Raw genomic sequence first — 17,113 nt, forward strand, 5'->3', positions numbered from 1 at the left:
CATAAAACGTGTGTATGCATATAGCTTTTTTACTTCCTGAATATCCGCATGAAAAACTCCCGAAATCCGCAGGAATAGGGACGAGTACAAAAAATTTGCTCAAAGCTTTGGTAGATGCAGGAATGAAAATTACCGTGTTTACCTATTTTCAAAATTCGCAAGAAGTGTTTCAAGATGGCGACATCACGATTCATAAAATAAAATTGCAAAAACTCCCCGTATTAACTTGGAAATTCAATGAAGGAATTATTGAGAAATACATCAAGAAAATCCACAAACAAACTCCTATTGATGTGTTGGAAGTGGTCGATTGGACGGGAATTACGGCAAACATGACTTTCAACATTCCACAAGTAATGCGTTTGCATGGAAGTGATACTTTTTTCTGCGATTTGGAAGGTAGAGCAGTGAAAAAAGCAAATTTTGATAGAGAAAGAAAGGCATTTTTGAAAGCCGATAAAATCATAGCAGTAAGTAAATTTGTAGCAGAAAAAACCAATGCATTATTCAACTCAAACAAAGAAATTACAGTCATTCCCAACGGAATTTACATAGATGATTTTCAACCCAATCATACTTCCGTTCAAGAAAATACCATTCTGTATTTTGGAACATTGATTCGGAAAAAAGGAATTATTGAATTGGCACATATTTTTAACGAGTTGATTCAACAGAACGACAATTGTAAGTTGCTACTTGTGGGCAATGATGCGATAGATATACAAGAAAAACGTTCAACTTGGGAAATGGTACGAGAAGTATTTTCTGCGGAAGCGATAAAAAAAGTAACATATTTAGGAACCGTTGATTATGACCGAATGAAAACCTTGATTAGTGAAGCAACCGTTTGTGTGTTTCCGTCATTGGCAGAATCGTTCGGAATGGTCACTATTGAAGCAATGGCGTTGGAAAAACCGTTTGTAAACACCAATTATCCGTGGGCAAAAGAGATTGTAAAAGATGGCGAAACAGGGTTTTTGGTACATCCGAAATCGCACAAAGAATTTGCTGAAAAAATAAATCTATTAATTACCAATAAAGAATTAGCAACGCGCATGGCAAAAAGTGCACGTGTGGCAGCAATGCGTCAATTTGATATTACCAACATAGCGAAGCAAAATATTGCCGTTTATCAATCATTAGTAGTCAAATAATTATGAACTTTACCTTAATCATTTGTACATATATGCGTCCGAAACCCTTGCAAACATTACTGCAATCGGTATCGAAGCAAACTGTGTATCCGAATGAAATTTTGATTGTTGATGGTTCTCGTAATGATGAAACAAAAGTAATGTTGCAGGAAAATCCATTTGAAAACCTGCACTATTTTAAAGTTGACGATTCCGAACGCGGTTTGACAAAACAACGAAATTTTGGGATTAGAAATGTATCTGAAACCAGCGAAATTGTCTGTTTTTTAGATGATGATACAATTTTAGATGAAAATTATTTCAAAAATTTACTAGAAACATATACGATTCATCCAAATGCGCTTGGTGTTGGTGGCTTTATTACCAATGAAGTGCAATGGACAAAAATCACAGAAGCTACAAAGCCTAAAAAAAGTTCTTTTGTGTACGATGGCTGGTTTCGAAAAGAATCGTTACGTTTCCGATTGCGCCGAAAATTTGGTTTATTAGACGATACGAAACCGTGTTATTTACCAACATTTGCACATGGAAGATCGGTTAGTTTTTTACCGCCAACAGACAAAATTTACGAAGTAGAACTCTTTATGGGTGGCGTTTCGTCGTTTCGAAAAGGAGTTTTTGATACGATTAAATTTTCAATGTATTTTGAAGGTTATGGTTTGTATGAAGATGCCGATTTTACCTTGAGAGTTTCCAAAATAGGACAGTTATATGTGAATACGGCTGCCAAATTGGAACATCATCACAACGCTGCAGGAAGACCTAATCAGTATCATTATGGAAAAATGGTTGTTAAAAATGGTTGGCACGTTTGGCGCGTGAAATATCCTACACCAACACTAAAAGCAAGAATAAAATGGAATGCAACCACTTTGTTCTTGGCAGTTCTAAGATTTACGAATATCTTTACAGCGCCCAAAAAAATGGAAGCATTTACAGAATCACTCGGCAGATTTGTCGCATGGTTCTCTTTATGGTTCCAAAAAAGACCAAATCGAACGATGAGTTTTCTTAGAAAAATATACAATATATTCCTTTCGGAACGTTTGAAAGAAACACTCAAAGAGCTGTACTTTAACCAAATACGGAAAGAAAAATTTAAACGCTTGGAAGGGAATTATCATACAACTTTTGCAAACGGAATAGAAATTGTCACGAAACTTCCTATGTATTATGTCGTAAACGATATTGCTCGATATGAGACCTTTTATTCCGTGCAAAAAGACGATATTGTCATTGACGCTGGTGCAAATCATGGGCATTTAGCTACATTTTACAGTAAAAAAGTTGGTACAAAAGGGAAAGTATATGCTTTTGAACCTGACAAGAAAAATATTACAGAAATGAAGGCGAATATGGCGTTGAATTCTGACATGCGCAATATTCAAATACAAGAAGAATTGATTTGGGACAAAAATACCCAACTCGATTTTTTTGAAGCTGGAACCGTTTCTTCTTCAATTCATTACAAACCAAAAAACGCAAAAACGATTTTAAAAGATGCCATTACTATTGATTCTTTTTATAAAAAGGAACAATTGCAACGTTTGGATTTTATTAAAATGGATATTGAAGGTGCCGAAATTGAAGCTATGGACGGTTTGGTAGAAGTACTTGAAAAATTTAAACCCAACTTTGCCATTGCTAGTTATCACTGGGTAAATGATGAGCAAACGTATAAAAAAATTGAAGCGTTTTTTAAAGCGAAAAACTATCCTCATAAAACCATTTTTTACAAAGATGGAGAAGTCATAACCTTTGCGGGAAACAACATTGCTTAGTATGAATTTTCTAATTGTAACCCATGTTTTGCATGCCAAAAAGGCTTCTAATTATTTCGCTTATGCACCGTATGTTAAGGAAATGAATTTATGGCTAAAACATGTAGATTCCGTAACTATTGTAGCGCCATTATTGGCTTCAAAGGAAATTAGTCCAATCGACATTGCTTACGAACACGATCAACTAGAATTCAAACAGATTCCTGCCTTTAACCTGCTAAATATTGTAGCAAGTATAAAAACACTTTTTGTGTTGCCAATCATCTTTTTCAAAATTGTTGCGGCAATGCGGAAAGCCGATCATATTCACTTACGTTGTCCTGGAAACATCGGATTGGTAGGTTGTGTAGCGCAAATTTTCTTCCCGTCAAAAACCAAAACGGCGAAATATGCTGGAAATTGGGATCCAAAAAGCAAGCAGCCAATGACGTACCGATGGCAAAAAAAAATACTTTCCAACACTTTCCTTACCAAAAATATGAATGTATTGGTGTATGGCGACTGGAAAGCGCAGACAAAAAATATCAAATCATTTTTTACGGCAAGTTATCAAAACAGTGATAAAAAAGAAGTGAGCTTGCGAAGGCTTGAAGGAACAATCAAGTTTAGTTTTGTAGGTTCGTTATCGCCTGGAAAGCGTCCGTTACTAAGCATTCAAATTGTGGAGGCACTTCGGAAACATGGACATCAAGTGCGTTTAGACATGTATGGCGACGGCGTGCTGCGAAGCGAACTAGAAACGTATCTTGAAAAAAATCAGCTAGCAACATACATCAAATTGCATGGAAACGTTACTGCAGCAATTATTAAAGAAGTACATCAAAATACACATTTTATGCTATTACCATCCAAATCGGAAGGTTGGCCAAAAGTAGTTGCAGAAGCGATGTTTTGGGGAAGTTTACCAATTGTGACCAATATTTCATGTGTGCCTTTTATGTTAGATTCAGGAAATCGTGGTATTTTGATAGCACCAAATGTTGCTAGCGCAGTAACTTCTATTGAAACCGTATTGAATTCGCCAAAAAAGTATGAAGAAATGGCGGAAAAAGCGATCAATTGGTCAAGAAATTATACCTTAGACACTTTTGAAAGCGAAATTAAAAAACTCCTACAGCAATAGTATGCGTTTCTTATGAAATTATCCTACAAAACATATTATATCCTATTTTTTATCCTGTATGCGCTGGCACACATTGTATTTTATAAAATGGGGATTTTAAGTTCGGAAAGTCAAGATTATACGGCGCCTGTAGAAAGTCTGATTAACAATGGTAGTTTTTTGGATGAAACAGGTTTTTTATGGAACAAAACACCTCCATTATTTCCATTGTGGCTGTACATACAATATCAAATTGCCGTATTTACGGGAATTCCACAAATACTGCTAACCTCATTATTTTCCATTGTTATTACGTTATTTTCGGGACATTTTATTTATAAAATTGTCCGCTTGGTATTTTCAGAAAATGAACGAATGGCACGTTTGGCAATGCTTTTATTTCTAAGTTGTCCATTCATCATTTATGCCACGTACAAACCGTTGAGTTTGGTACCTTTTTGCGTTTTATTGTATGCCTCTTTGTATTATTTATTGAAATATTTATTCTATGATAAAGACTACAAACAGCTCATTATTAGTAGTGTTTTACTAGGGTTGGCATTATTAACGAGACCGATTGGTATCTTAATTCCGTTGATTTATGCATTGGTTTGTATAATTTATCTATTCAAACATAAAAAACGGGCATTCGTTAGTATTGCTATTATTGCGAGTGTCATTGCGTTGACTATTGCGCCTTGGACAGCGTATAATTATGCAAAAAGTAACCAATTTGTGTTGCTGTCTTCTCATGGCGTCAATTCAATAAAAGATGGTTTTAATTTGAGCAACAAATTTTACCGTGAAAAAATTGAAGTTTCCGAAGATGTTTCTATGATTAGTAATTCCTTTTATGAACAGCGGGAAGAAGTACAGAACTTGGGCGATGTACTTACATTTTTAGGAAAAAAGTGGGAAGAAGATAAAGGTGCGTTGCTAAACTTTTACCTGTTCAAAGCACAACGTGTTTGGTACGGATTGGACAGTCAAAACTCAAAAAAAGAACGATATATAAAAATCATCAGCATCTTGTACATTATTCTTTTTATTACAGGAAGTGTTTTGATATTTAGGCAGAAAAACAAGCAATATTCGTGGTTGTTAATCAGTATACTGCTCATCACTTTCTATTTTTGGGGAATGGCAATTGTAGTAGTACCATTATTGCGCTATATGCTACCATCTATAGGATTGTTTATGATCAGTATTGCCTTTTTAGGTGATGCATATTTACCAAAACGATTACGCGTATGAAGGTAGTACAACTCATAGATTCTTTACATGCTGGTGGCGCTGAAAAATTGGCGGTAAGCTATGCAAATGCGTTGTCAAAAAAATACGGAACGTCCTTTTTGTGTACGACACGTGAAGAAGGTTTATTAAAAGATCAATTAGCAGAAACTGTAGGTTATTTGTTTTTAGAAAAAAAGAAAACCATTGATTTTAAAGCGATCAAACGATTTGTAACGTTTTTAAAAACACATAAAATTACCATTGTTCACGCACATGCAAGTTCGTACTTTTTTGCTTTTTTGGTAAAAATATATTACAAAAACATAAAAATTGTTTGGCACGATCATTATGGAAATAGTGAGGCATTACAGCAACGAAAATTAGTACCAATTTGGATCAGCTCATTCAGTATGAACGCTATTATTTCTGTTAATCAATTATTGAAAAATTGGGCAATTCAGAAATTAAACGTGAAAAATGTAGTATACATGCCAAATTTTCCCGTAAAAAACATCCATGAAATACCGCAAACACAGTTGTTCGGAACCGCAGGAAAACGAATTGTTTGTTTGGCAAATTTACGTCCTCAGAAAGATCATTTCAATTTAATAGCGGCGTTTGAAAACATAACGAAGCAGTTTCCTGAATGGACATTACACTTAGTTGGTAAAAACTTTGAAGACGCATACGCAACAGAAGTTCATGATTATATTCACGAAAAAAATCTAGAAAAAGTCATCTTTAGTTATGGAAGCAAAGGCGATATCTCTCATATATTATCACAATGTGAAATTGGCGTACTTTCTTCAAAATCAGAAGGCTTGCCCATCGCTTTGCTTGAATATGGTTTGCACGAATTGAGCGTCGTTGTTACGAATGTTGGCGAATGTGCAAAAGTGGTTTCCGACGAAAGTCTCGGATGTATTGTTCCCGCTGAAGATGCAAACGCTTTGGCAGAAAAATTACAGTGGTTATTAGTACAAAACGACAAACGAAAAAGTATTGCGGCTAATTTTAAAAAACATATCATTGCAAATTATTCCGAAACGGCAATTATAAATAAAGTACATACCTTGTATGCTGAAATAAGTACTCAATGAACGTAAAAGAGCTTGTAGAAAAGAAATTACTCATGTTGGCGGATGATATTTATTTAAAAATATTGTTGGTCGGTATGCTGACTTCGTATTTCTACAACTTAGCCGTTTTTAATTACAGTCTTACAGGAAACAATGAACTTCGATTGTATGATTTTTTAGGATTAATTGTCTTGTATTACTACTTCACCAATAAAGTATTCATTGATTATTTTATCCGAAATAGAAGCTATTTGTACTATTTGAGCGTTTTTATGAAATGGGCAATGGTTACCATGGTAATGACGTTTACAATTAGTTTTTTGAATGGGAAAAACATCTGGATTTTACGTACATCTTTGTTTATGTATCACTTTGTGACATTCTTTTTATCAGGCGTTTTCTTTATGATTGCGATGAAACGTAAAAAAAACCTAACATTATTCATCTATTTACATGTCATATTTACGCTGTTGGCAGGAACTGTCGTCATTTTACAAAATTTAGGAATTGTACCGTATTTGTGGAGCGAACTCGACAGACGTGCTTATGGAAACTTCTTTTCAGGAACCTTAGGACCAAACAAAATTGTGCTAGGAATGACCATGATGTTGTCTATGATTACATTCATTGGCGTATATCTTGAAAAAAATATAAAAGTCAATAAAATTTTGCTCATTAGCGGAATTCTAATTGCGATGTTCTGTATTGGAATTAGCGGATCACGAACCAGTTACACAGGAGTTGCTGTATTTGCGGTATATTTCTTTATCATGCGAACGGGAAAATTTATTTACATGTCTATCATCATTGGAATTGGCGTCATTATCTTGTCATTTTACAATGTAGAATCGTTGACAATGGTAACCGATGTATTTGAAGGACGTGTGGTCAATAAAATATCCGATCCAACAATGCTGGGAGAAGGAAATTTAGATGTTGATCAATTGTACGAAGATTTAGGTTCAGGGCGAAAAAACTTATCATTACGATATGTAGATCATTTATTAGCGAATCCGCAGGTAATTCCTTTTGGATCAGGGTTTAACAACTTTATATTAGTAGGAAATTCGGCGCATAACATTTATTTGACACTTATTAATGAAGTTGGACTTTTGGGACTATTTTTCTACGTGCGTTGGTTGGTCAATTATTTCAGACTCAATCTTTCCAGATACAGATCGTTAGACTTATCGTTAAAAGGAATGGTAATCGCCATGATGGTAACACTATTTTTTGGAGAACATTTATACGTTTACAGACCAATTTTTGCAATTTTAGGCTTATTTTTGTTCGCCGCAGCGGTATTTATCAGCCCTAGATATTATAAACTTAAAATGAAATGATCAACTTTCAAGAACACGCTATTGGTGTAGTCATTCCATACTACAACGCAGCAAAACATATTGTTTCTGTTGTGACTAAACTGCCCGAATGCATTGATGTTATTATCATTGTGGACGATTGTGGGAAAGAACCAATTCCAGCTACAGAAATCATCAATAGTTCAGTAGGCGAGAAGGTTGTCATTGTGAAAAATCCTAAAAACTTGGGCGTTGGTGGCGCTACTAAAGCAGGATTTAAAAAAGCCATTGAACTGCAATTGGAATTTGTGGTAAAAGTAGATGCGGACGATCAAATGGACAGTAGTCGTATTCCAGAATTGCTATTGCCATTAATTCTAAATCAGGCACAATATGCAAAAGGAAATCGTTTTAAAGATTTTAAAGCGTTGCGCGAAATGCCTTGGGTTCGAAAAATAGGAAACTTTGGATTGTCGTTTTTAACGAAAGTTGCTTCTGGATATTGGAACAATTTTGATCCTACCAACGGATTTTTCGCCATAAAAGTAGACAATTTAAAACTGTTGGATTTCGATAATATTCACAACGATTATTACTTTGAAACCTCTTTGATTGCTGAATTATACCTCACAGACGCCAAAATAAAAGATGTGCCAATGCCTGCATTTTACGGCGATGAAAAATCGAGTATGCAAGTATGGAAAATGCCGTTTATATTTCTTCCGAAACTGTTTAAAACATTTGTAAAGCGACTTGTGAAATCGTACTTTATCTACGATTTTAACATTGGTTCGTTGTACATTTTGGTAGGATTTCCAATGTTTATGTTCGGATTGGTGTACGGAATATACAATTGGTGGTATTACACACATATTGATACATTTGCGCCAACGGGAACTATTATGCTCATCACGCTTTGTATCATTTTAGGATTTCAGTTAATTCTACAAGCGATTCAATTTGACATTTTACGCGCTCCAAAAAGTAGCTAATGCGTACCATTCCTGAAAAATATCACATCGTAATTGTCGTAGCAATCAACTTGATTATTGCGTTCGGTTATCTTTTGGGAAATAAAAATGCGAATGCAACACATTACAGTTCTGATCAAAATAACATTATTACGGTTTGTTTAAAAAAAGATGATCCAAGCTTATTTCCAAAAGATGTATTTGCCGAAAAACTTGAAAATGTAGCCTATTACACGCCGTTTTACATTGAAACTATTCGTGCGATTGCCAAATGTACACATGGAGATTATGTACACGCCATGAACATCCTGACGTTTATTTGTCACATTGCTTTTGGAATTTTATGGTATTTGCTTCTTTTTCGTTTATCAGGAAACTTTTGGTTAGCTGTCTTAATTTCCATTGCAATGCGCGGTATTATTTGGTTGCCAGGTGCAGAATATTGGGGGATTTCAGACATTTGGTCGCTATTGCCAAGAGTTATGTATTACGCAATCATGCCACTTCCATTTTTGTTATTTAGTACGCTTTCGCGAAAACGACTTTACATTGCAGGTTTTTTAATCGGATTGATCTTCAACTTTCATCCAATTAGTGGTTTGGGCGGAATTCTCATATTTTTAGGAATTTATACTTCGTTTACAGTAGTTCAGGCATCATTAAAAAAAATAATTTCGATGCAAACCGTATATCTTCTCATGGCAATATTCTTGGGAATGTTACCGTTTTTTGCGACATATTTTAATAGTGTCAACGTTGATGTAAGCTACGACATAGAAGCGTACAATGCAGCTTTTTACAATCGAATTCCTGCATATTTTCTGAATCCTGTGGCGTATGCTAAAAAATGGTTGTCGCCGAGTATTTTGGTGTTTTTCGTTCCTTTATTCATGTATATAGTGTTGGCATATTTCAAACATCAAGAACGTCAAAAATGCTACATACTACTTTTTGTAACTGCGTTAGTTTTTATATTACCAAACATTTCGGTGTATATTGAACGTGCTGTAAATCAAATATTTGACATGAACATTCGCATGTCTTTTCAGTTGATTCGAATGCAAAAGCTCATTATTCTGAGTAGTTTTATATCTACATTATTTTTAGCGGATTATTTACTAAAGGAATATAAAAAGCATCATGTTGTTCCTGCTATTTTAATGGGATATATCTTATTGCTAATTGGTTCAAAATCGGCGGCTACGGCTGGAATTCCCGTCGTGTCCAAAGAATTTTTTACGCGCGTATTGCCAAATTCTCTTTCTGTAGGTTACATCAAAAGTGCAGCATCGGGAAACAAAGGACTTCATGAAATGTTGGAATATATAAAGATAAACACACCAAAAGACGCATTATTTTATGCGCCTCCAGTGTGCAGATCAGGTGCACAACGTTCTGTAGATTTAGACACAAAAGGCGCTTCTATGATTATTGAAGGCAATCCGGCACGATTTATACAATGGTATCAAAACTATACGGAGTTTACACACAAACCTTCCAGAATTGAAGGAAACACGTTTCTAAAATCATACGGAATTGACTATGTGTTGGTTGATATTGAATGGCCTGAACTCAAATTGATACATCAAATTGAAAATTGGCGATTATATAAAGTAAATTAGTAGCATGAAAATTGTAAAACGCATACTGATAGTATTGGTTGGTTTCCTCTTTATAATGGGAAGCTACGTTGTGTATTGCTATCTTGCTAAGAAACCTGTGCCATTTTTTGGGCGAAAAATTAGTGGTGCGTATTTTTCTATCGGAACCAATATTTCGAATGATCCATTGCAATGGAATGTAAAAAAGACTATTGTATTTGATAGAAAACAAAATGCTATTCCTGAAAAATTGCTCATGGCAGATCCGTTTTTACATTTTGAAAATGGCAATTGGTACGCTTTTTTCGAAATTATGGGCGAAAAACATGCAGATATTGGTGTTGCAGTTGAAGAAAACGGCAATTGGAAATACTTAGGATTGGCACTTGATGAAAAATTACATCTTTCGTATCCGTTTATTTTTAAACACGAAGGCGAAATCTACATGATGCCTGAAACCAAGAAATTTGAGCAAGTACGCTTATACAAAGCAACGAATTTTCCATTGCAATGGGAATTGGATACGGTATTGCTAGATGACAAAAAAATAGTAGATGCCACACTTTTTCAACAAAATGACACTTGGTTTATGTTGGCTACAGAAGCTTACGACTTGCGTTTGTATTACAGTGAAAATCTCAAAGGAACTTGGACAGAACATCCGATGTCTCCTATAAAAAGCGGAAATTACACACGATCGGCAGGACGCGTTTTACAAGAACCAACACAAACAATTCGTTTTGCGCAAGATCATTTTGGCGGTTATGGACGTGCCGTATATGGATTTTCAATCGATTCCATATCAAAAACATACTATGAAGAAAGTCAACTAAAAAACAATCCGATTTTAAAACACCAAGGAGAAACGTGGACGAAAAATGGAATGCATCACATTGACATTCACAAATTACCCGATGGCACTTACAAAGCAATTTACGACGGTTATGGTTACGGGAAAGAAAAAATAACGTTTAGCTTTACCAACAATTTGTAATATGATTGTGTATGTTGGAAATATCGTTTCAGGTCATGGAAAAACGGCAACAACCGTTGAAACTTTAGGGAAATTGCTCCAAAAAGAAGGTTTTCAAGTTCGATTGACTTCTGATAAGAAAAATAAAATGTTACGCTTGTTGGACATGTTGTGGACGGTTTTTCGTCATCGAAAAAAACTGCAATATGTATTGATTGACACGTACAGTACTACAAATTTTCTATATGCGTATTGGGTAAGTAAGTTGTGTATTTTACTGAAAATCAAGTATATTCCAATTTTACATGGCGGAAATTTAGAAACACGTTTGCAACAGAGTAAAGCAAAAAGTGATCTGATTTTTAACAATGCATATATAAATGTTTCGCCATCGTTATTTTTAAAAACAGTATTTGAACGTTACGGATATCATACGGTACAACACATTCCCAATAATGTGGAATTGACGGATTATCCTTTTAAAAAACGTAAAAATCTAAAAGCCAATTTATTGTGGGTGCGTTCGTTTGCCGAAATTTACAATCCAACATTAGCAATTCATGTGGCGCACGGTTTGAAACAACAAGGAATTGAAACATCTTTGTGCATGGTTGGACCCAAAAAAGACGCTTCGTTTGAAAAAACACAAGAACTTGCCAACGAATTGGAAGTGAATGTGAAATTTACAGGAAAACTTTCAAAACACGATTGGATTTCGCTTTCCGAAACCTATGATATTTTTATCAATACGACCAATTTTGACAATACGCCAATTAGTTTAATAGAAGCCATGGCGCTCGGAATGCCGATTGTTTCTACCAATGTTGGCGGAATTCCGTTTCTCATCAATCATGCAGAAAATGGTTTGTTGGTTTCGCCAAATAACGCTTCAGAGATGATTCTTCAAATAAAAAAGCTAATTGCTAATCCTGAAATGGCAGAAAAACTAGTGCTTCAAGCACGTGAAAAAGCCGAAATGTTCGATTGGGAAGTAGTGAAAAAACAATGGAAAGATTTGTTGGTTGATTGTTAGGTTATCGGATTGTTAGATTGCTGGACTGTTAGATTATTAGATTGTATGCTGAGTAATATTTCAAACAAAATATTCCTACCTGATTTTCAACAATACATTGATGCTTCCTGCCAATACTTCTTCTTCTGTATAATGTTCAAAATCCTTGTGAAGTGTCAATTCCTTGAATTTTCGATATTTTTCAGAGTCTTTTTCACAAGTATCATAAGATAACGAAACAACTTCAAAACCAGATTCTTGAAATATTCTTATATAATCAGGTAATCGCAATCGGTTGTGATAATCGAACTTTGTATGTTGTTGTTTCCATTCGTCAGCACTATATTTCAAAAAGTCATAATACGAAAGCGATTTGTCATCATAGGCTCTGTGATCGCTTGGCGAAATCATGTGTAATACATGAAACGGTTTTTGTAAGTTTTTCGCTAGATTTTTATGAATTTCCAATAATTCTTTCGGTGGAATGTGTTCCAACACAAATCGGGAAAAAACCAAATCAACTGCATTTGTAGCTAACGAATTGGTTGCCGCTAAATTCACATTTGGAAAATATGCTACATTTTTGGGCAATTGATATTTTTTTTGTGCTGTAGCGACTTCGATTTGAAATTCATCTTTAAAATACGCGTTCAATTTTGCAATAGCTTTTACATCGTAATGTTCGTTGATGTCATAAGTAACCACTTTTGACGCGTTTTGGAAGTATAAAAAGTAATACGGAATAATTGGCGCCCAACCCGAACCCAATTCAAAAATAGTCTTGTCTGTTAGGTCAATATTGGCTTCCGCCAGAATGTTCAAAGCTTCCTTAAATGATCGATCATTCGTCTTAATTTTATGATGAATGCTATTTCTGTTGAGAAATTTTTGTATTTGATGATAGACACCATAGCCCATTTTGTTGGGTAAGATATCTAACGATTTAAAAATAAGCGATTTGATTTTGTGATTCATGAACGATTCGATTCGATTGCAAAATAACAAATAAAAAATGATTATTTTGAACTCTTTATCTTTATTAGACTAATTTTGTCCAGTTGTAATTTTTTCCGTTTTCGTAGGAATAATTCAAAATGTAGTGCATATGAAAGCTTTTAAACTCATATATAATCCTAAATGGTCTGCTATTTTGATTTTATTTCTTTTCTTATCAGGAATATTAGTTGGATTTTACGTTGAAAGATTTCGTTTTTCAAACTATCGTTGGATCTACGAATATGGAAAGTTGATTAATTATCTACTTGTTTTTGGCTCATTAACTGGGTCATTTTTTCATACGATAATCATATGTTTGAACAATAGAAAGACATGGAGAATGTATATCATATGGATTATAATAGGACTTTTACCTTTATTATATTTTGTCTTTATGATGATGTTAATCTTTATAAAGATCTATTTCTTTTAAATTAATCAAACTATCGTAACAGACATTTTATAACTCATAAAATTTGATTACTTTCACTTTTTATTGACCTAAATCATGCTCCATAAATTCCTTTTTAAACTTGGCGAACGTTTACGAAATCCTTCCATACGGAAATGGTTTGCCTTTTTGAAAACTTCGGAAAAATGGTCAATTGAAGCCTTGGAAACGTATCAATTGGAACAACTAAAAGCATTGATTAGCTTTGCGAAAGCAACTTCTCCTTATTACCAAGAAAAGTTCAAAGACATTGATGTGGCAACTTTTAATTCTTTAGACGATCTTACGAAATTACCTGTATTGTCAAAAGCTGATGTTATTGCGCACAACGAAGCTATTCATGCCAAACATAGTTTTAAAAAAGTATTTACAGCGACTACTTCAGGTTCGTCAGGCGATCCGTTAGTGTATAAAAGAGAAGAAGAAGCCGATTCGTTTAACAGAGCTTCCATTTTTAGGGGATATTCATGGCATAATGTACAACCTTGGGAACGAAACGGTTATTTTTGGGGATTTGATTTTTCAGGATTGAAATGTTTCAAAGTACGAATTTTAGATGCATTACAGAATCGTTTCCGTGTGTTTGATTATAAGGAAAAAGCGTTTAATCAATTTGTAAAAAAGTTGCAAAAGGCGAAATATATTCACGGTTATTCGTCTATGATTTATCAATCTGCGAAGTTGATTAATGATAAAAATCTTCCGAAACCAAAACATTTGAAAATGGTGAAAGGAACTTCGGAGAAAATTTACGATAGTTATAAAGAAGAAATTAAAAAAGCGTTTGGCGTGCCGATAATTAGCGAATATGGCGCCGCAGAAACGGGAATTATTGCGTTTGAATGTGAAAAAGGCAACATGCATATTAACATGGAAGGTGTCATTGTAGAAGAAATTGATCATCAAATTGTAGTGACCAATTTGCAAATGAAAGCGTTTCCAATTATCCGTTATCAATTGGGCGATTATATTCAGTTAGCTCCTGAAAATAAGACGTGTACTTGTGGAAAATCGCACTATATTTTAGAAGAAGTTACCGGTAGAATAGGAGAGAATGTGTATGGAAAACAAGAAATTTATCCTAGTTTGTATTTCTATTATATTTTTAAAAATTTGGGTAAAAAACATAACATAAAACTTACATACCAAATTATCCAAAAAGAAAAAGGAATTCTTATATTTAACCTCGAAGAACAGATAACTAATAAACAAGAACAATTACTTAAAGGAGAAATTTACAACTACTTTTCTGATGATATTACCTACAATATCAATCAAAATGTGAAGAAATCCGAAGTAAAAGGAAAAACTAAGAGTTTTATCTCTTATATTTAAGTACGTATGGCCTCAAATTCTAACATGCATTTCGAAATTTCGGAACGTAAGCTATTGCTTAGGTTTTTTGATGTATTGGCTTTATTATCAGGCTTATATGTAGTTTCAAGCATTTTTGATTTTGATTATTTTAAATTGACTCAACAACGTTGGTTTTGGTCTGTAGTGTTGATTGTGTATTACATGCTATTTTCTACAGTATTGGAAATGTACAATTTGCAAAAAAGTAGTAGATACGATACTACGTTTCAAAGTTTAGTTTTAACTGTTTCCATTACCGTTTTGTGTTATTTGCTAACACCATTTTTTACACCAGAATTACCTGAAAATCGTTTGCAGATTCTCTATTTCTTTTTAGCAATTTCGGTTTCTATTTTCTTGTGGCGTTGTGCGTATATTTTCTTTATTTCATCTCCTAGATTCTATAAAAATATTTTAATTATTGGCAATAAGGAAGAAGTTGCCATCATTGCGAGAGCGATTCGAAAAAATACAAATTATTCAAAAGTTGTCGGATATATCAATTCGAGTGCAACTGTGACAGATAACGATGTTGATTTAACTGATATTGAAGAAATTACAAGTTTGGATTTACAGAAAGTTGCCAAAGAAAAAGCAGTTTCGGAAGTAATTATTGCAAGTAATGAAAGAGAAGAATTGAACAAACCGTTATTTGATGGTTTGATTTCATTGTTAGAAACAGGTTTGCCGATTAAGGAATATATTCAGGTCTATGAAGAATTAACATTCAGAGTGCCAGTGCAATATGTGGGAAAAGATTTTTACAAGTATTTTCCGTTTAGCCGAAGCAATCAAAACAAATTGTATTTATTCTTTCATCGTTTTTTTGATGTTGTATTCTCTATTTTAGGTTTACTTGTGAGTTTTTTGTTTCTACCTTTTATTTTAATCGGAAACTTGATTGGAAATCGAGGTCCATTATTTTATACACAGGAACGCGTTGGGAAAAATGGTGTGCCTTTTAAAATTTACAAACTCCGCAGTATGATTGTGAATGCTGAAAAAAATGGTGCTGTTTGGGCAACTAAAAATGATACGCGTGTAACTCGATTTGGACGTTTTTTGCGTAAATCGCGATTGGATGAAGTGCCTCAATTTATCAATGTACTAAAAGGAGAAATGAGCATGATTGGTCCACGACCAGAACGTCCTGCATTTGTAAAACAACTTTCGGAAAGTCTCACATTTTACGAAATTCGCCATATTGTAAAACCTGGCGTAACTGGCTGGGCACAAGTAAAAACGGATTATGGCGCTTCTATGGAAGATAGTTTGCGCAAACTACAATACGATCTCTATTATATAAAACACCGAAGCTTCTTTTTGGATTTGAATATTATCGTAAAAACCTTAAGTACCGTACTTTTTTATCGCGGACGATAATGATGAGTTTCTTACTTTATGAGTTTCATGGCACTTTCATTCTTTGAAAATCTTGGCTATTTTTTGTTAAAATTTCTTACATTAGTAATCTATTTGTCTTTTTTGGCGTAATTATTGTTAAACTAAATTGATAAAAAATACCAACTCATGTTCAAAAAATTACTTCTTATAATTGCTATTGCAGTTTTTATGACTTCTTGCGATGCTGATGACGCTACACCAACACTTCCGAGTCAAATACAAATAGAATCTATTACATTTACAGCGCTTCCTAAGTTTATCGATATCATAGATTACGATGAAATGGAAACGTATGATTTTTCGATTCAGTTTGATGCTTCAGACTTTGAGAATCTGGTTTTAACGAGTCCTTATAATTTAAAAAATCCTGCGATATACAATTCTGTAGATGGATTAGTAACTCCAATTGTCTTTGAAATTAAAGATGATTTGTTGCCGTATGCTGCAAGTTTTTATCCGTATATAGATTTCACACGACCGAATGTTGATCGTACTTTTACGGATGATTTTATAATTCCTAAGTTAAGTTATGACGAAATCTATAATAATGATTTGGCGGAGGAGTTTTCTTATGAATACGAAATCACATACACTCCAGCTGATGGTTTTGGTCGTTTAGACGGAACATTTAGGTATGTTGTAAAAGGGAAATTCTTCTATTAATATTTCGCTTTACATTTCAGAATCATACTAAATCTA

At 34.1% G+C, this 17,113-nt stretch carries 14 protein-coding genes; 13 read left to right on the plus strand and 1 reads right to left on the minus strand.

The genetic code is table 11. The features are described 5' to 3' along the window. Positions 1 to 14 precede the first annotated feature (14 nt). Genes AA089_RS03925 through AA089_RS03970 form a run of 10 tightly spaced genes read left to right on the plus strand, consistent with a single transcriptional unit; the run spans position 15 to position 12,228 of the window. Positions 15 to 1,154 (plus strand): glycosyltransferase family 4 protein, encoded by a 1,140-nt coding sequence (locus AA089_RS03925; RefSeq protein ID WP_046755617.1) that lies wholly within the window; start codon positions 15 to 17, stop codon positions 1,152 to 1,154. Between the two features lie 2 nt (positions 1,155 to 1,156). Next, positions 1,157 to 2,935, plus strand: coding sequence for an FkbM family methyltransferase (locus AA089_RS25735; protein WP_316936943.1), 1,779 nt, complete (start codon positions 1,157 to 1,159; stop codon positions 2,933 to 2,935). 1 nt (position 2,936) lies between these two features. Then, positions 2,937 to 4,058: a glycosyltransferase family 4 protein gene (locus AA089_RS03935; RefSeq protein WP_046755618.1), complete on the plus strand. Its 1,122-nt coding sequence runs from the start codon at positions 2,937 to 2,939 to the stop codon at positions 4,056 to 4,058. 12 nt (positions 4,059 to 4,070) lie between these two features. Further along, entirely contained in the window at positions 4,071 to 5,291 is a 1,221-nt protein-coding gene (locus tag AA089_RS03940) for a glycosyltransferase family 39 protein (RefSeq protein WP_046755619.1), read from the plus strand. Continuing rightward, the gene (locus AA089_RS03945) at positions 5,288 to 6,370 is read left to right on the plus strand and encodes a glycosyltransferase (RefSeq protein WP_046755620.1); all 1,083 of its coding nucleotides are present in this window, start codon (positions 5,288 to 5,290) and stop codon (positions 6,368 to 6,370) included. The genes AA089_RS03940 and AA089_RS03945 overlap by 4 nt, the downstream gene beginning before the upstream one ends. Further along, the gene (locus AA089_RS03950) at positions 6,367 to 7,692 is read left to right on the plus strand and encodes an O-antigen ligase family protein (protein ID WP_046755621.1); all 1,326 of its coding nucleotides are present in this window, start codon (positions 6,367 to 6,369) and stop codon (positions 7,690 to 7,692) included. The genes AA089_RS03945 and AA089_RS03950 overlap by 4 nt, the downstream gene beginning before the upstream one ends. After that, complete coding sequence (locus tag AA089_RS03955) at positions 7,689 to 8,642, plus strand: glycosyltransferase family 2 protein (RefSeq protein ID WP_046755622.1); 954 nt, start codon at positions 7,689 to 7,691, stop codon at positions 8,640 to 8,642. Before AA089_RS03950 ends, AA089_RS03955 begins: the two co-directional genes overlap by 4 nt. Beyond that, positions 8,642 to 10,243 carry a hypothetical protein gene (locus tag AA089_RS03960; RefSeq protein WP_046755623.1) on the plus strand — a complete coding sequence of 534 codons (1,602 nt, stop codon included), beginning with the start codon at positions 8,642 to 8,644 and terminating at the stop codon, positions 10,241 to 10,243. Before AA089_RS03955 ends, AA089_RS03960 begins: the two co-directional genes overlap by 1 nt. A 4-nt stretch (positions 10,244 to 10,247) precedes the next feature. Then, positions 10,248 to 11,216: a glucosamine inositolphosphorylceramide transferase family protein gene (locus AA089_RS03965; RefSeq protein ID WP_053002186.1), complete on the plus strand. Its 969-nt coding sequence runs from the start codon at positions 10,248 to 10,250 to the stop codon at positions 11,214 to 11,216. Between the two features lies 1 nt (position 11,217). Continuing rightward, positions 11,218 to 12,228: a glycosyltransferase family 4 protein gene (locus tag AA089_RS03970; protein WP_046755624.1), complete on the plus strand. Its 1,011-nt coding sequence runs from the start codon at positions 11,218 to 11,220 to the stop codon at positions 12,226 to 12,228. A 75-nt stretch (positions 12,229 to 12,303) separates the two neighbouring features. Here AA089_RS03970 and AA089_RS03975 read toward each other — a convergent pair whose 3' ends face one another. Beyond that, the gene (locus AA089_RS03975) at positions 12,304 to 13,182 is read right to left on the minus strand and encodes a class I SAM-dependent methyltransferase (RefSeq protein WP_046755625.1); all 879 of its coding nucleotides are present in this window, start codon (positions 13,180 to 13,182) and stop codon (positions 12,304 to 12,306) included. A gap of 529 nt (positions 13,183 to 13,711) precedes the next feature. Between AA089_RS03975 and AA089_RS03980 the strand changes: the two genes are divergently transcribed. The 3 genes from AA089_RS03980 (at position 13,712) to AA089_RS03990 (ending at position 17,077) form a co-directional block, all read left to right on the plus strand. Beyond that, positions 13,712 to 14,989: a phenylacetate--CoA ligase family protein gene (locus tag AA089_RS03980; RefSeq protein WP_046755626.1), complete on the plus strand. Its 1,278-nt coding sequence runs from the start codon at positions 13,712 to 13,714 to the stop codon at positions 14,987 to 14,989. A 6-nt stretch (positions 14,990 to 14,995) separates the two neighbouring features. Next, positions 14,996 to 16,393, plus strand: coding sequence for a sugar transferase (locus AA089_RS03985; protein ID WP_046755627.1), 1,398 nt, complete (start codon positions 14,996 to 14,998; stop codon positions 16,391 to 16,393). Between the two features lie 147 nt (positions 16,394 to 16,540). After that, a complete protein-coding gene (locus AA089_RS03990) occupies positions 16,541 to 17,077 on the plus strand; it encodes a hypothetical protein (protein ID WP_046755628.1) in 537 nt (178 codons plus the stop codon). Positions 17,078 to 17,113: the final 36 nt, after the last annotated feature.

Origin of the sequence: Kordia jejudonensis (assembly GCF_001005315.1) — a bacterium.
In the GTDB taxonomy this organism is placed as follows: domain Bacteria; phylum Bacteroidota; class Bacteroidia; order Flavobacteriales; family Flavobacteriaceae; genus Kordia; species Kordia jejudonensis.